Source organism: Ciceribacter sp. T2.26MG-112.2 (assembly GCF_900492205.1).
GTDB lineage: Bacteria > Pseudomonadota > Alphaproteobacteria > Rhizobiales > Rhizobiaceae > Allorhizobium > Allorhizobium naphthalenivorans_A.
Genome location: NZ_UEYQ01000004.1, coordinates 142948 through 164150, shown reverse-complemented (window position 1 = coordinate 164150; position 21203 = coordinate 142948). Strand labels below are relative to the sequence as shown.

General features: G+C 64.3%; 12 protein-coding genes. 7 read left to right on the top strand and 5 right to left on the bottom strand.

Features of this window, described 5'->3' with window-relative positions; genetic code table 11:
• Positions 1-6 precede the first annotated feature (6 nt).
• Together ispG and DYZ14_RS08685 are read left to right on the top strand one after the other, a co-directional pair.
• Positions 7-1257, top strand: coding sequence for a flavodoxin-dependent (E)-4-hydroxy-3-methylbut-2-enyl-diphosphate synthase (gene ispG, locus DYZ14_RS08690; RefSeq protein ID WP_154720300.1), 1251 nt, complete (start codon positions 7-9; stop codon positions 1255-1257).
• A 78-nt stretch (positions 1258-1335) separates the two neighbouring features.
• On the top strand, positions 1336-2001 hold the full coding sequence (locus DYZ14_RS08685) for an OmpA family protein (protein WP_115670432.1): 666 nt from the start codon (positions 1336-1338) through the stop codon (positions 1999-2001).
• A gap of 137 nt (positions 2002-2138) precedes the next feature.
• On the opposite strand, the gene pyc is transcribed toward DYZ14_RS08685, so the two are convergent.
• A complete protein-coding gene (gene pyc, locus DYZ14_RS08680; protein WP_154720299.1) occupies positions 2139-5600 on the bottom strand; it encodes a pyruvate carboxylase in 3462 nt (1153 codons plus the stop codon).
• Positions 5601-5713: 113 nt separating this feature from the next.
• A complete protein-coding gene (locus tag DYZ14_RS08675) occupies positions 5714-6454 on the bottom strand; it encodes a LuxR family transcriptional regulator (protein ID WP_115670434.1) in 741 nt (246 codons plus the stop codon).
• A 336-nt stretch (positions 6455-6790) separates the two neighbouring features.
• Between DYZ14_RS08675 and DYZ14_RS08670 the strand changes: the two genes are divergently transcribed.
• From DYZ14_RS08670 to DYZ14_RS08660, 3 genes are all read left to right on the top strand, one after another.
• Positions 6791-8530 carry a glucan ABC transporter ATP-binding protein/ permease gene (locus DYZ14_RS08670; RefSeq protein ID WP_154720298.1) on the top strand — a complete coding sequence of 580 codons (1740 nt, stop codon included), beginning with the start codon at positions 6791-6793 and terminating at the stop codon, positions 8528-8530.
• Between the two features lie 204 nt (positions 8531-8734).
• A complete protein-coding gene (locus tag DYZ14_RS08665) occupies positions 8735-10000 on the top strand; it encodes an outer membrane protein (protein WP_154720297.1) in 1266 nt (421 codons plus the stop codon).
• 165 nt (positions 10001-10165) lie between these two features.
• Positions 10166-11161, top strand: a complete 996-nt coding sequence (locus DYZ14_RS08660) for an MDR family oxidoreductase (RefSeq protein ID WP_154720296.1) — start codon at positions 10166-10168, stop codon at positions 11159-11161.
• A 7-nt stretch (positions 11162-11168) separates the two neighbouring features.
• Here the strand turns inward: DYZ14_RS08660 and DYZ14_RS08655 are convergent, their stop codons facing one another.
• The 3 genes from DYZ14_RS08655 to DYZ14_RS08645 all read right to left on the bottom strand — a co-directional run bounded on the left by DYZ14_RS08655 (position 11169) and on the right by DYZ14_RS08645 (position 16173).
• Positions 11169-14309 carry an efflux RND transporter permease subunit gene (locus DYZ14_RS08655; RefSeq protein ID WP_154720295.1) on the bottom strand — a complete coding sequence of 1047 codons (3141 nt, stop codon included), beginning with the start codon at positions 14307-14309 and terminating at the stop codon, positions 11169-11171.
• Between the two features lie 30 nt (positions 14310-14339).
• The gene (locus tag DYZ14_RS08650; RefSeq protein WP_154720294.1) at positions 14340-15470 is read right to left on the bottom strand and encodes an efflux RND transporter periplasmic adaptor subunit; all 1131 of its coding nucleotides are present in this window, start codon (positions 15468-15470) and stop codon (positions 14340-14342) included.
• Positions 15471-15549: 79 nt separating this feature from the next.
• The gene (locus DYZ14_RS08645) at positions 15550-16173 is read right to left on the bottom strand and encodes a TetR family transcriptional regulator (protein ID WP_154720293.1); all 624 of its coding nucleotides are present in this window, start codon (positions 16171-16173) and stop codon (positions 15550-15552) included.
• 225 nt (positions 16174-16398) lie between these two features.
• Here DYZ14_RS08645 and DYZ14_RS08640 point away from each other — a divergent pair, with 225 nt between their 5' ends.
• Both DYZ14_RS08640 and DYZ14_RS08635 read left to right on the top strand, forming a co-directional pair.
• Positions 16399-17670 (top strand): metallophosphoesterase family protein, encoded by a 1272-nt coding sequence (locus DYZ14_RS08640; protein ID WP_154720292.1) that lies wholly within the window; start codon positions 16399-16401, stop codon positions 17668-17670.
• Entirely contained in the window at positions 17667-21161 is a 3495-nt protein-coding gene (locus DYZ14_RS08635; RefSeq protein WP_154720291.1) for an ATP-binding protein, read from the top strand. Before DYZ14_RS08640 ends, DYZ14_RS08635 begins: the two co-directional genes overlap by 4 nt.
• Positions 21162-21203 lie beyond the last annotated feature (42 nt).

The following is a 21203-nucleotide window of genomic DNA, read 5'->3' as shown; positions in this document are numbered from 1 at the left end:
CACTCCATGATCTCCGCAGACGAATTCGATCCCAAACCGCGCCACAGAACCGTTGCCGTCGATGTCGGCGGCGTGATCGTCGGCGGCAACGCCCCCGTCGTCGTGCAGTCGATGACAAATACCGACACGGCCGATGTTGACGCCACCGTCAGACAGGTGGCCGAACTGTTCAAGGCCGGTTCCGAAATCGTCCGCATCACCGTCGATCGCGACGAAAGCGCTGCGGCCGTTCCGAGAATCCGCGAGCGACTGCTTCGCCTCGGCCTCGATGTCCCGCTGGTCGGCGACTTCCACTATATCGGCCACAAGCTGCTCGCCGACCATCCCGCCTGCGCCGAAGCGCTCGCCAAGTACCGCATCAATCCGGGCAATGTCGGCTTCAAGGACAAGAAGGACAAGCAGTTCGCCGACATCGTGGAAATGGCCATCCGCTACGACAAGCCGGTGCGCATCGGCGTCAACTGGGGCTCGCTCGACCAGGAATTGCTGACCCGGCTGATGGACGAGAACCAGACGGAGGGCTTTCCGCTTTCCGCCCGCCAGGTGACGCGTGAGGCGATCGTCCAGTCGGCGCTGCTGTCGGCCGAACTCGCCGAGGAAATCGGCCTGCCGCGATCGAAGATCATCCTGTCGGCCAAGGTGTCCCAGGTTCAGGACCTGATTGCCGTCTATTCCATGCTGGCCAGCCGTTCCGACCATGCGCTGCATCTCGGTCTGACCGAAGCCGGCATGGGCTCGAAAGGCATCGTCGCCTCGTCCGCGGCCATGGGCTATGTCCTGCAGCACGGCATCGGCGATACCATCCGCGTTTCGCTCACCCCCGAGCCGAACGGCGACCGCACCCGCGAAGTGCAGGTAGCCCAGGAGATCCTGCAGGTCATGGGTTTCCGCCAGTTCGTGCCGGTCGTTGCGGCCTGCCCCGGCTGCGGCCGTACGACCTCCACCGTGTTCCAGGAACTGGCCCAGAAGATCGAGCAGGACCTGCGCAAGAACATGCCGGTCTGGCGCGAGAAATATCCCGGCGTCGAGGCGCTCAACGTCGCGGTCATGGGCTGCATCGTCAACGGACCGGGCGAAAGCAAGCATGCCGACATCGGCATATCGCTGCCAGGTACCGGCGAGATGCCGGCCGCTCCGGTGTTCATCGACGGAAAGAAGGCCATGACCTTGCGCGGGCCGAACATCGCGGCGGATTTCGAAGCCCTGGTGATCGATTATATCGAGAAACGCTTCGGTCAAAAAAGCGCAGCCGAATAAGTTCGAACGGCCGCCAACTTCATATTGCCGCATTTGGCTTGTTGACGGAAATCAGAGTTTTCTGGAGTTTGCCCGACGATGATCAAGAAACTGTCGATCCTCGCGCTTGCCGCGACCTATCTGACCGCCTGCACCACGACCGATCCCTATACCGGCGAGCAGAAGACGTCCAACCTGGCCGGCGGTGCCGTCTTGGGCGCCGCACTCGGCGCCGTCGGGGGCGCCGTGATCGGCGGCGGCGGACGCGACAGCCGCAATGGCGCGCTGATCGGCGCGGGCATCGGCGCACTCGCCGGCGGTGCGATCGGCAATTACATGGACAATCAGGAAGCCGAACTGAGGGCCCAGTTGCAGGGCACCGGCATTTCCGTCACCCGCATGGGCGACCGGATCATCCTCAACATGCCGTCCAACATCACCTTTGCGACCGATCAGGACCAGGTCATACCGCAGTTCTACCCGACGCTGAACTCCGTGGCGATCGTGCTGCGCAAGTTTGAAAAGACCCTGATCGACGTCAACGGCCATACCGATTCGACCGGCAGCGTCGCCCATAACGAGGCGCTTTCCGAACGGCGCGCCATGTCGGTCGCAAGCTATCTCAATTCGCAGGGCGTCGATCCCCGCCGCGTCTCGGCACTCGGTTTCGGCCCCAGCCAGCCGATCGCATCGAACGCCACGGCCGACGGACGCGCGCAGAATCGGCGCGTCGAGATCCAGATCTCGCCGCTCAAGGCCGGCTGATCGGCGGCTGACGAAAAAGCGTCAAGACGCCGCGGCGGCAAGCTGCCCTGAAACAACGAGAGGCCGGAACATCCACCAGGATGTTCCGGCCTCGATTGTTATCGGGGCGCTCTTGTCCCGCCCCCGGCATCGGCATCTCAGGCCTCGAACACCACCAGGAGATCCTTGGCGTCGATCTGGTCGCCGGTCTTGACCAGCACTTCCGCGATCGTTCCGTCGCGGTCGGCATGCAGAGCCGTCTCCATCTTCATCGCCTCGATCGACAGCAGCACGTCGCCTGCCCGCACCGACTGGCCGTTCGCGACCGCGACCGTGGAGATGACGCCAGGCATCGGCGCGCCGAGATGACCCGCATTCGACGGATCGGCCTTGCGGCGCGCGGCACTGCCCGCCGCCCCATGCGCCCGATCCGGCACCTTGATGCGGCGTGGCTGGCCGTTCAGCTCGAAGAACACGGTTACCATGCCCTTGTCGTCGGTCGCGCCCATCGCCTGGTTGACGATGACCAGCGTCTTGCCCTTTTCCAGGTCGACGAACAGTTCCTCACCAGCCGGCAAGCCGTAGAAATAGTAGGGCGTCGGCAGCACCGACACCGGACCGTAGGTCTCGGCTGCCAGCGCATAGTCGGTGAAGACCTTCGGATACATGAGATAGGAGGCGAGCTCGAAATCGCTGACCTCGCGGCCGAGCTTTTCTTCGATCGCCTTGCGCTCGGCATCGAGGTCGGTGTCCTCGAGCAGGGAACCGGGCCGGACGGTATAGGCCGGTTCGCCCTTCAACGCCTTCTTCTGCAGGCCTTCGGGCCAGCCGATCGGCGGCTGGCCGAGATCGCCGCGCAGCATGGAAACGACCGATTCCGGGAAGGACACGTCCTTCTTCGGATCGACCACATCCTCGACGGTCAGGTCCTGGCTCACCATCATCAGCGCCATGTCGCCCACCACCTTGGACGAGGGCGTCACCTTGACGATGTCCCCGAACATCTGGTTGGCGTCGGCATAGGCCTGCGCCACTTCGTGCCAGCGGGTCTCCAGCCCGAGCGAGCGGGCCTGTTCCTTGAGATTAGTGAACTGGCCGCCCGGCATTTCATGCAGGTAGACTTCCGAGGCCGGGCCCTTGAGATCGCTCTCGAAGGCCGCGTACTGGTTGCGTACGGCTTCCCAGTAGAAGGAGAGCCGCCGGATCCAGTGCGGATCGAGCCCGGGATCGCGCTCGGAGCCGCGCAGCGCCTCGACGATAGACCCGAGGCAGGGCTGCGAAGTATTGCCCGAAAGGCTGTCCATTGCCGCATCGACAGCATCGACGCCGGCCTCGACGGCGGCCAGCACCGTTGCCGCCGAGATGCCCGACGTGTCGTGGGTGTGGAAATGGATCGGCAGGCTGGTCGCCTCGCGCAGCGCCTTGAACAGAATCTTGGCCGCGGCAGGTTTCAAAAGGCCCGCCATGTCCTTGACCGCGATGATGTGCGCGCCGGCTTTTTCCAGCTCGGCGGCGAGCGCCGTGTAATATTTCAGGTCGTATTTCGGCCGGGCGGCATTGAGGATATCGCCGGTATAGCAGATCGCCGCCTCGCAGAGCTTGTTCTCCTCGGCGACCGCGTCCATCGAGACGCGCATGTTCTCCACCCAGTTGAGGCAGTCGAACACGCGGAACAGGTCGATGCCGCCAGCCGCGGCCTGGCGGACGAAATACTTCACGACATTGTCGGAATAGTTCTTGTAACCGACGCCGTTGGCGCCGCGCAGCAGCATCTGCAAAAGCAGGTTCGGCGCACCCTCGCGGATCAGCGCCAGACGCTCCCACGGGTCTTCGGTGAGGAAACGCATGGACACGTCGAAGGTCGCGCCGCCCCAGCACTCGAGCGATAGCAGGTTGGGCAAGGCGCGGGCATAGGCGCCGGCGGCGCGTGCAATGTCATGCGTGCGCATGCGGGTGGCCAGAAGCGACTGGTGACCGTCGCGCATCGTCGTGTCGGTGACCAGCACGCGGGTCTCGCCGCGCATCCATTCGGCGAACTTGACCGGCCCGAGCCTGTCGAGCATCTGCTTGGTGCCGTCCGGGATCGGCGCGTCGATATAGGGGACGATGGGCTCGGCCGCATCTTCTGGCGGACGCGGACGACCCTTGGCTTCCGGATGGCCATTGACGGTGACGTCGGCGAGATAGGTCAGAAGCTTGGTCGCGCGGTCCTGGCGCTTGACCTGGGCAAACAGTGCCGGCGTCGAATCGATGAAGCGCGTGGTGTAGCTGTTGTCGCGGAACTGCGGGTGGCCGATGATCGCCTCGAGGAAGGTGAGGTTGGTGGCGACCCCGCGGATGCGGAATTCACGCAGCGCCCGGTCCATGCGCTGGATCGCCTCCTGCGGCGTCGGGGCCCAGGCGGTGACCTTTTCGAGCAACGGATCATAGTAGCGGGTGATCACCGCGCCGGAATAGGCCGTGCCGCCGTCAAGCCGGATGCCGAAGCCGGTCGCGCCGCGATAGGCGGTGATGCGGCCGTAATCCGGGATGAAGTTCTGCTCCGGGTCTTCGGTGGTGATGCGGCACTGGAGGGCATGGCCATTAAGGCGAATGTCCTCCTGCTTCGGAACGCCCGATTCCGGGGTGCCGATGGCATGGCCGTCCAGAATGTGGATCTGCGCCTTGACGATGTCGATGCCGGTCACGACTTCGGTGACGGTATGCTCGACCTGAATGCGCGGATTGACCTCGATGAAGTAGAACTTGCCGGTGTCGGCATCCATCAGATACTCGACCGTGCCGGCGCCCACATAGTTCGTCGCCTGGGCGATCTTGAGCGAATAGGTGGCGAGTTCCTGGCGCTGCGCGTCGTTGAGATAGGGCGCCGGCGCGCGCTCGACGACCTTCTGGTTGCGGCGCTGGATCGAGCAGTCGCGCTCGAACAGGTGCACGACATTGCCGTGCGTGTCGCCGAGGATCTGGCTTTCCACGTGGCGGGCGCGCTCGACCAGCTTTTCCAGATAGACCTCGTCCTTGCCGAAGGCGGCCATGGCCTCGCGCTTGGCCTCGATCACCTCGCGGGCGAGATCCTTCGGGTCGCGGATGGCGCGCATGCCGCGACCGCCGCCGCCCCATGATGCCTTCAGCATCACCGGATAGCCGATCGCTTCCGCCATGCGGGCGACTTCCGCCATGTCGTCCGGCAGCGGCTCGGTCGCCGGAACGACCGGAACCCCGACGGAAATCGCCAGGTTGCGGGCAGCCACCTTGTTGCCGAGCTGGCGCATGGTCTCGGCGCGCGGGCCGATGAAGGTAATGCCGGCCTTGTCGCAGGCATCGACGAATTCCGGGCTTTCCGACAACAGGCCGTAGCCGGGATGGATCGCATCCGCGCCCGAAAGCCGGGCGACGCGGATCACTTCGTCGATCGAAAGATAGCTTTCGATCGGCCCGAGCTCGCGGGAAAGGTGCGGACCGCGACCGACCTGGTAGCTTTCGTCCGCCTTGAAGCGGTGCAGCGAAAGCTTGTCCTCCTCGGCCCAGATCGCGACCGTCTTCAGCCCGAGTTCGTTGGCGGCGCGGAAGACGCGAATGGCAATTTCGGATCGGTTGGCAACGAGAATCTTTGAAATGGACAAATCGGTCTCCTCAGTCGATGGCCACAGAATGCTGCACTGCGAAGAACCCTTTATCGCTTTGTCACAAAGAGTTCAATTTCCCCGAACGACGGATGACCGATTTATGCCTGCTCCTAGGTGATGAGGCCCATGCGGAAGGCCAGCGCCACGACATGCTGGCGGTTCTTCGCCTTCAGCTTGTCCTGGATGCCGTTCATGTACCAGTCGACGGTGTGGTTGGAGATCTTCAGGATCTTGGCGATGTCGTTGGAAGTCATGCCGTCGGCCAGGTAGTTGAGCACTTCCATCTCGCGCCGCGTCATCCGCGTGTCGACCTGCGTCGCCTCCTCGAGCGTGCCGGTCTCTCGACGCAGTTCGAGCAGGCGCCAGAAGGCCTTCTTGGCGACCGCGTCGAAGAGGGTCATTTCCACCGGCGACAGATCGACCGGCTTGCCGCCGAGCGTCATGTTGCCAAGCAGCCCGTTACGCCCGTGCACGGGGAAGATATAGCCGTCCTGAAGACCGAAGCGGAGCGATTCCATCATCATCCGCTCCATGCGTTTGCGATGCGGATCGCTCTTGAAGGCGGTAATCGTCTCGTTCCAGCGAAAACCCTTCTGCGCCTGTCCGAGATAGCGGATGGTCGGATCGATCAACACGAACTTCTTGGCGATGTAGGTTTCGGGCCAGCCCTCCGGCCAGCGCCCCGTCAAAACAAGCCCCATCGGGTTCTCGTTGGGTTTCGGCTGACGGATGATCCCGTAATAGTCGAAACGATAGTGCCGCAGCAGCGTTTCCAACTCGGTGACGACTTCCTCGGCCGTGCGGCACTCATCCGCTACGACCAGGAACTGTATCAATTGGTTAATGCTCAAACCTACCCCCAACCTCGTCTCGCATGCGAGATCACGAAAAAGCCATAGGACGCCGATCTTTATCCGACCGAGTCTTTTGGAAGGCGTGCATAAGCTAACATATACAGTTAGGAGGCATTTAAATTCGACATCCGAAATCTAGCCCTTCCTGCAAAATCTGAGGTTCCGGCTCCGCCATCCCGCCTCGGATGCGCCGAGCCGCTTCTGGCGATCGATAGAGGCAGATGGCAGGCAGGCTCCGACGCCGCGTGCACTATGGCATATCCCCTTGCCAGCTTATAAGAAAAACGCTTCAAGCTGCGATGGCCAACCCGGTCGATCGATGAGGAAACGCAATTGTCCTTGTTCCAAGTCTACATCAAGGCTCTGAAATACCTGTCGGCCTACCGCTTTCGGGTGTCACTGGTCGTGATCGCCAACATCGTGCTAGCGATGATCACCATTATCGAGCCGATCCTGTTCGGGCGCATCATCGACGCCATTTCGGAAAAGGGCGACGCGAAAACCATGCTGATCGCCTGGGGCGGCTTCGGTGTCTTCAACACGATCGCCTATGTCCTGGTCGCCCGCGAGGCGGACCGGCTGGCGCATGGCCGGCGCGCCGACCTTCTGACCGAGGCTTTCGGCCGCATCATCTCGATGCCGCTCAGCTGGCACCACCAGCGCGGCACATCCAATGCGCTACACACCCTTTTGCGTGCCAGCGAAACCCTGTTCGGCCTGTGGCTCGAATTCATGCGAACCCACCTGGCAACCGCCGTGGCGCTGGCCCTCCTCATCCCGACGGCCTTTTCGATGGACTGGCGGCTGTCCTCCGTGCTGGTCGTCCTCAGCGTTCTCTACATTCTGATCGGCAAGACGGTGATGAACCGGACCAAGGAAGGCCAAGCCTCGGTCGAGAGCCATTATCACACGGTCTTTTCGCATGTCAGCGACTCGATCAGCAATGTCTCCGTGCTGCACAGCTACAACCGGATCGAAGCCGAGACCCGGGCTTTGAAGCAGTATGCGCAGCAGCTGCTTGCCGCCCAGTATCCCGTCCTCGACTGGTGGGCGATCGCCAGCGCCCTCAACCGGATCGCCTCGACCGTCTCCATGCTGATCATCCTGGTGATCGGCACGATCCTGGTGCAGAACGGCGAGCTGAAGGTCGGCGACATCATCGCCTTTACCGGTTTTGCCGGTCTGCTGATCGGCCGCCTCGACCAGATGCGCCAGTTTGCCACGCAGATCTTCGAAGCCCGTTCCAAGCTCGAGGATTTCTACAGGCTGGAAGATGCCGTCCAGGAGCGCGAAGAGCCCGCCGGCGCCGCCGAACTGAAGGATGTGCGCGGAGACGTCGAGTTCCGCAACGTCTCCTTCGACTTCGCCAATACGACCCAAGGGGTTCATGACGTGTCGTTCTCGGTCAAGGCCGGCCAGACGATCGCCATCGTCGGACCGACCGGAGCCGGCAAGACCACACTGATCAACCTGCTGCAAAGGGTGCACGAGCCACAGAAGGGTTCGATCCTGATCGATGGGACCGATATCCGGACGGTTACCCGCAAGTCGCTGCGCCATTCGATCGCCACGGTGTTCCAGGACGCCGGCCTGCTCAACCGTTCGATCCAGGAGAATATCCAGCTCGGTCGGGAGGATGCGACCGAAGAGGAAATCCTGAAAGCGGCGGAAGCCGCCGCCGCCACCGATTTCATCGAAAGCCGCCTGAGCGGCCTCACCACCCTGGTCGGCGAGCGCGGCAACCGGCTGTCGGGCGGCGAGCGCCAGCGCATCGCGATTGCCCGCGCCATCCTCAAGAACGCGCCGATCCTCGTGCTCGACGAGGCGACCAGCGCGCTCGACGTGGAGACCGAAGAGCGGGTCAAGAGCGCGATCGACCGGCTGCGCCAGAACCGCACCACCTTCATCATCGCCCACCGGCTGTCCACGGTCCGCGAGGCGGACATCGTACTTTTCCTCGATCACGGCCGGATCGTCGAAATGGGCAGCTACGATCAGCTGAGCGCCAGCGGTGGTCGCTTCGCCTCGCTGCTGAAGACGAGCGGCCTGCTTGCCGAAGACAAACCGGCCTGAACCTGACGATCCGGCGCCATCGTCGGATCGACCGCGTGAGCGAAAGGCCGTCCGCGGCCTGCATTCCCAAAGCGTGCGCATCTCCCGCGCCCGGCGACCTTTTTTAACCCTTTGTCAATGAACTGTTTTGGTTCCCGCGGGATTGACTTATCCAACGGCGATGCCGACACATTTGGTCGCAGGGGAATACAGGGGGGATCCGTCATGTTCAAACACACTGCCGCCATTGCTGCGGCACTTCTAGCCACGACCGCACCGCTTCTGGCTGCCGATGCGCTCGAGCATGCGCCGCAGGCCGGTCATGATTGGTCGGGCATATATATCGGCATCGGGACGGGCGCCGGCGGTCTCGTCCACGAAATCGGCATTCCCCTGATCGACACATCCTTCAACGGCATCGGCGCCGAGGGTGTTTTCGGTGAATTCACCGTCGGCTATGACCACATGCTCGGCGAGCGCATGCTGCTCGGCGTCTACGGCACCGCCCGTCTCGGCGGGATCAAGAGCGAGCTCTCCGCGCTGGGCGGCGTGCTGACCGGCGATATCACCGCCGATTACGGCTTCGACCTGATCGCTCGCGCCGGCTATCTCGCGACGCCCGAAACCCTCGTCTACGTGCTCGGCGGCTACAGCTACCAGCATTTCGACCTGTCCTCGAATGTCGGCTTTTCTGATGACTGGGAAAGCAACGGCTTCACCGCCGGCTTCGGCCTCGAAACCGCGCTGTCCGACCGTCTGTCGCTGAAGGGCGAATATCGCTACAGCCAGTACGCCGCCTTCGACCTGGCTTCGTTCGGTGGCGTCGACATCGAGTCCGAGCCCTCCTCGCACACCTTCCATGTCGGCCTGAACTATCGCTTCGGCGCCGACGCCCAGGCGGCTGCAAGGGAAAGCTTCGGCCCCTCGGCCGTCAACTGGACCGGCCTTTACGTCACCGGCTCGGCCGGCGGCAGCGGCCTGGTGCATGAGCTCGCCATTCCGCTGCTCGATACCGCGTTCAACGGCATCGGCGGCGAGGGTGTGTCCGGATCGATCGGCGTCGGTTATGACCACGAATTCTCGAACGCCTTCGTTGCCGGCATCCAGGCGGATGTCCGCTTCGCCTCGACCGCGACCACGCTCGATCTCGCCGGATTGGTCGATGGCAGCATCGACGCCGATCGTGGTTATGACATCATCGGCCGCATCGGTTACAAGCCGGCCCCTTCGACGCTGGTCTACGCCCTTGGCGGCTGGACCCATCAGGACTTCGAGATCGGCTCCGATCTGACGGGATCGCTCTATGACTGGTCGGCCAACGGCATAACCGTCGGCTCCGGCATCGAGACGGCCATGACGGAGTCCGTCTTCGTCGGTGCCGAATATCGCTACTCGGTCTATGAGACGGAGGACCTCGCCTCGGCCGGCATTCTCGAGATCGACCCGTCCTCGCACACCATCAGCGCGACGCTCAAATACAAGTTCAACTGAACAGAAGCGCTTCGTCCTTGCAGAACCCGCCGTCCGCCGGCGGGATTTTGCGTTTGGCGCGGTCGCTTTCTCTGTGGCATGCTCTGGCGCGGGTGGCGGGGAGCCGTCCGTCGGCGAGCCGGGCCGCCATCTTCCACATTTCCGGCATATCGGCGAGGAGCACCCATGAGCGAGAATTTCACCGCGATCGTCGTCGACACCGTCGATGGCAAGCCGAAGGCAGGCTTTCGCCAGTTGACGCTGGACGACCTGCCCGACAATGACGTGCTGGTGGAAATCGCCTATTCGACGCTGAACTACAAGGACGGCCTGGCGGTTTCCGGAAAGGGCCGTATCGCGCGCCGCACGCCGATGGTGGCAGGAGCCGATCTTGCCGGCACCGTCGTCTCCTCCCGATCGCCGCTGTGGAAGGCCGGCGACAAGGTCGTGCTCAACGGCTTCGGCATGTCTGAGACAGAATGGGGCGGCTATTCCCGCTTCCAGAAGGTCAAGGCGGAATGGCTGATGGCGCTTCCCGATGCCTTCACGCTCGAACAGTCGATGGCGATCGGCACCGCCGGCTATACGGCGGCGCTCTGCGTCAACGCGCTGGAAGACTGGGGCGTGATCAAGCCGGGCGAAGGCGAGGTTCTGGTCACGGGGGCCGCCGGCGGCGTCGGCTCGGTCGCGGTCAGCCTGCTGGCCGCCAAGGGCTACCGCGTCACCGCCTCGACGGGGCGACCCGAGACGCATGACTATCTGGCCTTGCTCGGTGCCGGTGGCTTCGTCGATCGCGCCAGCCTGACGGAAAAGGGGGCGCCCTTGCAGAAGGAGCGCTGGTCGGGCGCGGTCGATAGCGTCGGCTCGATGACGCTTGCCAATGTGCTTTCGCAGACGGTCTATGGCGGCGCCGTTGCCGCCTGCGGCCTGGCCGGCGGGGCCGATCTTCCGGCAACCGTCCTGCCGCATATCCTTCGGGGTGTCGCCCTGCTCGGCGTCGACTCGGTGTTCGCGCCGATGGCCAAGCGCCAACGCGCCTGGCAGACGCTGGCCGACCACCTCGACCGCGCCCACCTTGCGGCCCTGACTACGGTCGAACCGATGTCGAAGGTGCCGGAACTGGCGGACGCGATCGTCGCCGGGCAGATCCGCGGCCGCGTCGTCATCGACGTCAGCCGCTGAGCCTTGCCTATTCCGCAGCGGCGGCGGGCGACGTGCGGTTCTGATTTCCGGCGACATCGACCTCCCCGTCATGATTCTTCCCGGCCTTCGGCTCACGGCCGAAGAACAAGGCATAGGCCGCCGGCAGGACGAGAATGGTGAGCACCGTCGCCACCAGGATGCCGCCCATCATCGCATAGGCGAGCGGTCCCCAGAACACCCCGCGCGAGATCGGGATCAGCGCCAGCACCGCGGTGAGGGCGGTCAGGACGATCGGCCGGAAACGGCGAATGGCCGAACCGATGATCGCCTCGGACCGCTCCATGCCCGCCGCGATATCCTGGTCGATCTGGTCGATCAGGATGATCGAATTGCGAATTATGATGCCGAGCAGCGCAATGACGCCGAGGATGGCGACGAAGCCGAACGGAGCGCCGGAGACCAGCAGGGCCGCGGCCGCGCCGATGATGCCGAGCGGACCGGTGGCGAGCACCAGCATCGCCTTGCCGAAATGCTGCAACTGGATCATCAGCAGGACGACGATGACCAGCAGCATGATCGGCGCCTTGGCGGCGATCGAGGCCTGGCTTTCGGCGCTGTCCTCCGCCCCACCCTGCACCTCGACCTTGTAGCCGGGAGCGAGCCCGTCTCGCAGGGGTTGCAACTGACCAAAGATCTCAGAGACAACCTCGTTCGACTGGACGCCGTCGGGCAGGGTCGCCCGCACGGTGATCGACGGTAGGCGATCACGCCGCCATTCGATGCCCTGTTCCAAGACCGGGACAACGCGAGCGACCTGCGACAGCGGCACGAAGGCGCCGTTGTCGGTCAGAATGTAGACCGAGTTGACGGCCGTCAACAGGCTGCGGCTCTCCTCCGGTTCGCGGGCGACGATGGAAATCGTCTCCTCTCCGGCGCGGACATCGGCCAGCGGCGCGCCGCTCATCGTTGCCTGCAGCATCTGCCGCAGACGCTGCGAGGTCACGCCGAGCGCACGCGCACGGTCCTGGTCGACCACGAGCCTCATCGCCGGAACCGGTTCCAGCCAGTCGTCGTGAACGGCTGAAAGCAGCGGATGGGCAGAGTAGACTTCTCTGACCTCGTCGGCGATGCGCCGCACTTCGGCGCGGTCGGGACCGACGACGCGGATCTGCACCGGCCAGCCCGTCGGCGGCCCGAGGAAAAGACGGTCGACCTTGGCGCGGATCGCCGGAAAATCCTCGGCCAGAATGCTGCGCAGCTTGACGATCAGCCGTTCGCGCGCCGGCTCGTCATTGGCCATGACAAGCAACTGGGCGAAGTTCGGATTGCGCAATTGCTGGTCGAGCGGCAGGAAGAAGCGCGGCGCGCCCTCGCCGATATAGGTGGCAATGAAGCGCTTGTCGGCATCGTCCATGATGCGATCTTCGAGCGCCTTTGCCTGGGTTTCCACCTCGTGAATGCTGGTCCCTTCCGGCAGCCACAGATCGACGAGGATTTCCGGGCGTGAGGATGCCGGAAAGAAGCTCTGCGGAATGAACTGGAAAGACCACAGGCTGGCAAAGAAGGTCGCGATCGTCAGGGCGAGCACGATCAGCCGGTGGCGCACCGCCCAACCGACGGTCGAGCGCAGGCGGCGATAGAACCCGGTGTCGAACACGTCCTGATGGCTGCCGGCATGATGCCGCTGCTTGAGGATCATATAACCGAGCCAGGGGGTGAAATAGACCGCAACGAACCAGGAGACGACGAGCGAGATCCCGACCACATAGAACAGCGTGCGCACATATTCGCCGGCAGTCGAGGCGGCGAAACCGACCGGGATGAAGCCCGCGGTGGTGATCAGCGTACCGGTCAGCATGGGGAATGCAGTGGAGGTATAGGCAAAACTCGCCGCATCGATCTTGTGCAACCCCTCCTCCAGCTTTCGCTCCATCATCTCGACGACGATCATCGCGTCATCGACCAAAAGACCGAGCGCGATGATCAGGGCTCCGAGCGAGATGCGCTGCAGGTCGATGCCGAGCTCGTACATGATGGCAAAGGTGGCGGCGAGCACCAGCGGGATGGCGATGGCGATGACGAGGCCGGAACGCCAGCCGATCGACAGGAAGGACACGACGAGCACGATGGCAAGCGCCTCGAGCAGTGCCTTCATGAATTCGCCGATGGCCTCGCGCACCACCTCCGGCTGGTTGGAGATCTGGGCGACCTCGACGCCATGGGGCAGCGAAGCCTCGAACCTCTGCAGCGTCTCCTCGACGGCCTTGCCGACATCGGTGACGTTGAAGCCCTTGGCCATGACGACGCCGACCTGCACGCTGTCCTTCCCGTTGAAGCGGAACTTGCGCTGGAACGGTTCTTCGGTGCCCTCGGTGACGGTAGCGATATCGCCGAGGCGAGTGACCTGCTGGCCGGCCCGCAGCCTGAGTTCGCGAATGTCGTCCGCCCGGCCGAGGCCGCCATCGACCGATATGCGCACGGAGCGTTCGCCGGTGTCGATCGTGCCGGCCGGATCGATGGCGTTCTGCCCCGCCAGCGCGTTCTTGAGGTCGTTGAAGGTCAGGCCGCGTTCGGCCAGCACCTTCGACGATACGTCGATGTAGATCTTCTGCGGCTGGTCGCCGAGGATCACGGCCTTCTCGACACCCGGCGTCGTCAGCAGCATGTCGCGTGCCTGGATGGCATAGGCCTTCAGCTCGGGAAAGCTGTAGCCCTCGCCCGACAGCGAATGGAGCGTGATGAAGGTGTCACCGAACTCATCGTTGAAATAGGGACCGAGCAGGCCTTCCGGCAGCTCGCTGGAAATGTCGCCGACCTTCTTGCGCGCCTGGTAGAAGGCATCGGCGACATCGTCGGCATCCGTATCGCCCTTGACCTGTAGCGTGATGATGGCGCTGCCGGCGCGGGTGTAGGATTTCACCCAGTCGAGATGCGGCACTTCCTGCAGCTTGCGCTCGATCTTGTTGACCACCTGGTCCTGCATGTCGGTGATCGAAGCGCCGGGCCAGACGGCCTGGACGACCATGACGCGGAAGGTGAAATCGGGGTCTTCCTTCTGGCCCATCCGCATCAGGCCTAGCACCCCGGCGATCAGGATGAGGCCGAACAGGAAGCGCGCCATGCTCGGATGGGCGATCGCCCAACGCGACAGATTGAAGGAGCCCTTGTCATTCGTGGACGTGGTCATGGCGTTTATCCGCTCTTCAAGGGGCCGTGATCAGCGTGTCTGGCTGGCTGCGGCAAGGTTGCCGTGCGCCGGGAGCGCGTGTGCCGCATGCTCCTCGGCAAGCTTGACCTTGAGATTCTCGGTCATGAACTGTGTTCCGGCCACGACGACGAGATCTCCAGGCTTCAAGCCGTCGGAGACACGCACCCCGGCTTCGGAGAAATCGACAACGCTGACCGGACGTTCGTGCACTGTCTTGGCCACCGGGTCGACCGTCCAGACCATCGGGCGATCGGACGGATCGCGCGCCAGCGCCGTGAGCGGCAGGCTGAACAGCGGCTGGTCGCCATGGGCAACCGCCTTGACCGTGGCCGTCATGCCGAGCAACACCCGGTCATCGGCCGGAAGCGAAATGCGGATCGCGAAGGTGCGTGAGGCGGGGTCGGCACTCCCCGCCACCTCGCGGACGGTGCCCTTGAGCGCGACGGTCCGGTCGGACCACAACCCGACTTCGACGACCTTGCCCGGGGTAAAGGCAAGGACATCGCCCTCCGGAACCGCAATCGACACTTCCTTTTCGCCGTCGACGGCCACCGTCACCACCGGGCTGCCGGCGGCCACCACCTGGCCGGCATCGGCGTGGGTCGCCGTAACGATCCCGTCCTTGTCGGCCGCAAGAACGGCATAACCGACCTGGTTTTCGGCCTGGGCCAGGACGGACCGCGCCGAATCCCGCGCCGCCACCGCCTGGTTATAGGAAAGCTGCGCTTGTTCGAGCTGGGCCTTGGCCGCCACCTGCTGCTTGAACAGCTGTTCGGCCCGCTTCCGGGCGAAGTCGGCGGTCTCGACCTGCCGCTCGGCGGCGATCAGATTGGCTCGGGCGCTTGTGACGGACAACGCATAGTCGGTCGCGTCAAGCCGGGCGAGCACGTCGCCGGCACGCACGCGATCGCCGATATTGACCGCCCGTTCGACAACCTTGCCGCCGACGCGGAACCCGGCCGGCGCTTCGCTACGGGCCCGCACTGCGCCTGAATAAGAGAGTTCGCGCGTCGTTGCGGCTTCCGCGACCTCGACGACCTTGACCGGGCGCACGGTTTCCTTGGGCGCTTCGGCAGTTTCGGCCGAGCAGCCGGCGAGCGCTGCAATGAGCAACAGGGTGAGGAAGGCTCTCTGGGACATGGCACGTCTATCCTCGGCGAAAGGGCTTCGCGGCTGGTCGTGTATTTTCTAAATCTGGCATGCGATTTCGACCCGCGGCTCAGGCCTTGAGTGCGCGAATCGCGAAATCGGTCAGTTCCTGGGGCGAGGCGCGGTTTTCCTTGCAAAGACATTGCGCCACCAGCTGCGGATGGCTGAGCAGGGCAATGCTCGCGCCGAAACAGCGGGCAGCGACCCGCGCGTCCTGTGGGGGAAACTCTCCGGCGGCGATTCCGTCCTCGATGATCTTCTGCACCACGTCGGTCAGACGGTCGATGTGCCGGTCGATCACATCCCAGTTCTGCTCGATTGCCACGACGACCATCTCGTGAACCTTCTGGGCATCCAACATGGTTTCGACAGTCAGCCGATGCTCCGTCTCGACATAGCGGCGCAGGCGCTCCTCGGCGCTGAGCGGAAGGGCGGCGATCTGCAATGCGAGCGCGTGGCCCGTCCCGAGCATGCGGCTGCACAGCGCCTGGAGGATTTCGTTCTTCGATTCGAAGAAGCGGTAGATGTTGGCCGGCGACATGCCCAGATCCCGTGCGATGTCGGCAACGGTGGTCTTGCTATAACCGTAGTGACGAAACAACCGCTCGGCGGAATCGAGGATGCGCCTCACGTTTTCCTGCCGAACCTCGCTGTCCGGCGAATAGCCTTCACTCTCGATATCCACGATGTTCATGCGAAGTCCTGATGACTGACGAATTTCGAATTTCGTCAGTCATAATTCGACATCTGGCTTTTGTCAACCTGCAGCTGCGCCGCGGATCAACCCTCATCCGATCCTGGTCGCTCGCGCAAAATCACTTGTTGCCGCAGCGAATGTGCCTATATCGTCGAAACACCCGGCATGCCTCAGCCGAAGCTGCGACCACATCCGTACTGACAGGACCAGATTGAACCGCTGATGGCCTTCCGCTTCGTCCACACCGCCGACATCCATCTCGATTCTCCGCTGCGCTCACTCTCCCTGCGCAACCCGTCGCTGGCCGAACTGATCGGCGACTCGACACGCCAGGCGCTGGTGGCCATCGTAGATCTGTGCATGGCCGAGCAGGTCGATGCCCTGATCATCGCCGGCGACCTCTACGACGGCGACCAGACGTCGATGAAGACGGCCCGCTTTCTCGCCTCGCAGATGCAGCGACTGGCGGAAGCCGGCATCGCCGTCTACACCATCCGCGGCAACCACGATGCGCTGTCGCGTATCACCCAGGAACTGATCCTGCCGCCTGCGGTGAAGGTCTATTCCGACCGGGCCGAGGCAGTCGAAGTCGAGAAGGGCGGACTGGGCATCGCGATCCATGGCCTGAGCTTCGCCCGCCCCCAGGCGCCCGAAAGCCTGCTGCCGAAATACCGGGCACCGCTGCCGGACCGGATCAATATCGGCATCATGCACACGAGCCTTGCCGGCGCCGCCGGCCACGACGTCTACGCCCCCTGCAGCCTCGCCGATCTCCAGGCCTCTGGCTTCGACTATTGGGCGCTCGGCCATATCCACCAGCGCAGCCAGTTTACCGGCCGATCGGCCGTGGTCATGCCGGGCATGCCGCAGGGCCGCGACATCAACGAGGCGGGGCCGAAGAGCGTGTCACTGGTGACGGTTCACGACGACCGCCGCATCACCATCGAGGAACGCTTCACCAGTCTCGCCGAATTTGCCCGCATCGCCGTGGATCTGAGCGCAACGACGACCTGGTTCGATGCCGTCGAGGCCATCGAACACGCGGTGGTCGAAGCCCGCGGCAGCGCCGCCTCGGATCATCTCGTCGCGCGCCTTTCGCTGAGCGGCACGACGCCGCTCTCCTGGCGCCTTCGGCGCGACCGCGACCTGTTGCTCGCCGAAGCGGAACAGCGCGCCGAGGGGCTGGGCCGCGCCTGGATCGAAAAGATCGACATCGCCACCGAGGCGCCGGGTGAAGCAACGGGCCAGCCGAGCGCCGACCCGCTGATCGAGCTTGGCGTCCTCATGCGCGACGACGTCTCCAGGCGCCACGCCCTGCGGGACGAAATACGCCAGATGGTCAAGGATCTGCGCGGCGAACTGCCGCCGGAAAGCCGCGGCCTCACCGGCGGTGACGAGGCCGAATTCGAGGCCTATGTGGATCGGCTGCTCGTCGAAGGCAGCAACGACGTCCTTGCCCGGCTGAAGAGCGACGGGACGGGAGCAGGCGAATGAGGCTCCGCCGGCTCGACCTCACACGTTATGGCAAGTTCACCGATTATTCGCTCGACTTCGGCGATGCAAATCCCGGCTCGCCCGACCTGCACATCGTCTATGGCCTCAACGAGGCCGGCAAATCGACCTCGCTCTCGGCCTATCTCGACCTCCTCTACGGCATAGAGGAGCGCAGCCGTTACAATTTTCTGCACGCCTACAATGCCATGCAGGTGGGCGGCCGCATCGAGTTCGATGGCGCTGGCCATGATCTGAAGCGTGTGAAACAGCGGACCAATTCGCTGCTCGACGGTCGCGGCGAGCCGGTTGCCGAAGCGCTCCTCTCCGTGCCGCTGGCCGGCATCAGCCGCGACGCCTATCGCACCATGTTCTCGCTGGACGACGTCACGCTGGAAGAAGGCGGCAATGCCATTCTGCAGAGCAAGGGCGATCTCGGCGAACTGCTGTTCTCCGCAAGCGCGGGCCTCGCCGGCGTCAGCTCGACGCTTAGCGCCATCACGGACGAGGCCGACAGCCTCTACAAGAAGCGCGCCCGTTCGACGCGGATTGCCGAGTTGAAGCAGAAGCTTGCCGAGTTGAAGGCAAGGCGCGACGAGATCGACACACTGGCAACCGCCCATGCCGGGCTCGTCGCCACACTCGCCCAGGCCGAGCATGCCTATGACGAGGCGATGCATGCGCGCGGCGCGGCGCAAGGTCGACGCGAAGCGATCGCCCGCCTCCTGCGTGCCCGCCCGCTGGCCGCCGAATATCGCCGCGTCGAGGCAGAACTGGCGCTGCGTGCTGACCTGCCGCGGCCGCCATCCGACTGGGCACGCGAGTTGCCCCGGCTGATGGAGGAGGAGACCCGCCTTGCCACCCGTCTCGCCGGTGTCGAGGCCGATGCCGATCGGCTGCGCGTCGAAATCGACGCCATCCAACTCGATGAACGCGTCCTCGCACTGGCGGACCGCATCGGGCAGTTGGGCAAGGGTCTGGTGCGCTTTGGCGGTGCAGAGGAGGATCTGCCGAAACGGCGGATCGCGCTTGCCGAACGCCAGGCCGTGATCGAAGCAATCCTTGCCCGCCTGGGCCAGGCCGCATGCGGCGCCCCTGAGGACCTGCTTCTTGCGACAACAACCGTCGGCACCCTGCGCGACCTGATCGAAATGCGCTCCGGCGTCGAGGCGAGGCTGGAGACTGCGAGCCGCGAACTGAGCGCGGCAAAATCTGCGCACGAGCGCGCCATCGCCGATCGACAGGCTGTCGCCGATGACGGTGACCCGCTGGACGCATCTCAGCTTAGCCGGCTCACGACTGCGCTGACGGTCGTCCGACGCAGCGACCACGCCACCCGGCAGCGCTTGGCCGAACGCGGCCTTGCCGAGCTTGAGCGCCGTTTTTCGGAATATTCCCGGCCGCTCGCCGCACTTCTGGACGTGTCCGAGCTGGACGGTGAGGCATTGCGGGGCCTTGCCCTCCCCGATCCGCGCCAGGTCGAGGCCTGGCGCACCGCCCTGTCCGCCATCGACAGGCGGATCGCCGACCATGCTGAGCGCCGGCGCGAACTCGTCACGCGGCAAAAGCAAGCCGAGGCGAAAATTCTTGCCCTGCGCGCCGCCGGCGGATTGATCGATGACGCCGAGGCCCTGCGTCTCCGTGAGGAGCGCGACGCCGCCTGGGCCGCGCATCTGGCCCAGCTCGACAAGGCCAGCGCCGAGACATTCGAGGCGGCCATGAAGGCCGATGATCTGACGGCCACTGCCCGCCTCGCCGCCATGCGCGACCTGGCCGACCTGCGCGGGCTGACGCAGGAACTCATCCTCACAACGGCGTCGATCAGCCGCCAAGAGGAATTGCTGGACGAGGCCGAAGCCGAACGCGAGACGCTCTGCACCGAGCTTCGAGCCGCCCTGCCGGATGCGCTCTTTCGAACTGCCGATGACGGCTTCACGCGGCTCTTCTCCCAGATCGACACCATGGTCAGAAACCGCGCCGACGCACTCGCCGCCTGGGAGCGACTGGAAGCAACCAGGCGCGAGATCGAGGAAGCGAAAGCCGACGCGGAAATCGATCGCGAGACCCTGGCCGACGCGCTGCGCTCCGCCGGTCTCGGCGAGGAAAGCGGTTCTCTGGCCGCAATGGTCGCGACCGCGGAGGCCGCTATCGCCGGCCATGCCGCCCGGACCGCTGCCCGTGAGGCCGCCGACAAGGCCATGGCGAATCTCGAGCGCGCCCTGTCCGATCGCCGCAGCGAGTTCGAGGCGGCAAACATCGCTGCCGCCGACTGGCAATCCCGCTTTGCGGCAGCCCTCGGCGAAACCTGGTTTCCGGATGCCACGTCGGCCGGCGCCGTGCGTGAAATCCTCGAGACGCTCGACAGGCTGGGTCCTGCGCTGCATGATCGCGACGAACTTGCCAGGCGCATCGCCCTGATGGAGCGCGACAGGGACGATTTTGCCGCAGAGGTTAAGTCGCTTCTTTCGGATCTTGGCGAAAGCGGCGAGACAGAGGCGGTCTCCAGTATCGCCGCCACGCTTGCCGCTCGGCTGGACAAGGCCCGCCGCGACCAGGACCTCAAGGCCGACAAGATCGCGGCGCTCGAACGCCTTGCCGATAGCGAGCGAGCGCTGCGGCAGGATCTGGCCGAATTTTCCGCCCGCAGAGCACAGCTAACCGAGTTCTTCAAGGTGGAAACCCTCGCCGATGTGGCCGGTTCGCTTGAACAGGCTGCCGAGCGCGACCGGCAGGAGACCCGCCTTCGCGCCCTTGCCGACCAGATACTCTCCGCTCTGCCCATGCCTGCGATCGAGCCGGCCCTTGTGGAAGTAGACGCTACCGATTTCGATGCACTCGAGCGCGAAGAGGCGGAGCTCGCCGCCCGGCTCGGCGATCTCGACGAGCGCACGCGGCAACTCTTCGCCGACAAGACTCGCGCGGCCGACAGGCTGGAAGCGATCGGCGGCGGCAGCGAGGTGGCGCGGATCGAAGCCGAAAAGCGCACCATCTTTCTCGAGATCGAGGAACTGGCCGACACCTATCTCCGGCTCAAGAGTGGCGCGCTGGTCGCCGCCGAGGCCCTGCGGGCCTATCGCGACAAGCACCGGTCGTCCATGATGAAGCGCGCTTCCGAGGCTTTCCGCCTGATCACCCGGGGCGACTATATCGGCCTTGCCGCCCAGCCCGACAAGGACCGCGAAACGCTGATCGGCCTGACGCGTCAGGGCGGCTCCAAGCTGGCAAGTGAAATGTCGAAGGGCACGCGGTTTCAGCTCTATCTGGCGCTGCGCCTTGCCGGCTACGAGGAATTCGCCGCAAGCCGCCCTGCCGTGCCCTTCATCGCCGACGACATCATGGAAACCTTCGACGAGCCGCGCTCGGAAGAAGTGCTACGGCTGTTCGGTGAGATGGCGAAGATCGGCCAGGTGGTCTACCTCACCCATCATCGCCATCTCTGCGATCTCGCCCGTCGGATCGTGCCGGAGGTGAGGATTCACGAACTGGCCGGCTGACGGCTGTCGCATGCAGGCGATTTTTCTCTTGACGGCATCGGC

Bases quoted from the DNA above. Each gene is read 5' to 3' on its own strand.
- DYZ14_RS08660 (WP_154720296.1), top strand. From the start codon at position 10,166: ATGAGCGAGAATTTCACCGCGATCGTCGTCGACACCGTCGATGGCAAG.
- DYZ14_RS08655 (WP_154720295.1), bottom strand. From the start codon at position 14,309: ATGACCACGTCCACGAATGACAAGGGCTCCTTCAATCTGTCGCGTTGG.
- ispG (WP_154720300.1), top strand. From the start codon at position 7: ATGATCTCCGCAGACGAATTCGATCCCAAACCGCGCCACAGAACCGTT.
- DYZ14_RS08665 (WP_154720297.1), top strand. From the start codon at position 8,735: ATGTTCAAACACACTGCCGCCATTGCTGCGGCACTTCTAGCCACGACC.
- DYZ14_RS08650 (WP_154720294.1), bottom strand. From the start codon at position 15,470: ATGTCCCAGAGAGCCTTCCTCACCCTGTTGCTCATTGCAGCGCTCGCC.
- DYZ14_RS08640 (WP_154720292.1), top strand. From the start codon at position 16,399: ATGGCCTTCCGCTTCGTCCACACCGCCGACATCCATCTCGATTCTCCG.
- DYZ14_RS08685 (WP_115670432.1), top strand. From the start codon at position 1,336: ATGATCAAGAAACTGTCGATCCTCGCGCTTGCCGCGACCTATCTGACC.
- DYZ14_RS08635 (WP_154720291.1), top strand. From the start codon at position 17,667: ATGAGGCTCCGCCGGCTCGACCTCACACGTTATGGCAAGTTCACCGAT.
- DYZ14_RS08645 (WP_154720293.1), bottom strand. From the start codon at position 16,173: ATGAACATCGTGGATATCGAGAGTGAAGGCTATTCGCCGGACAGCGAG.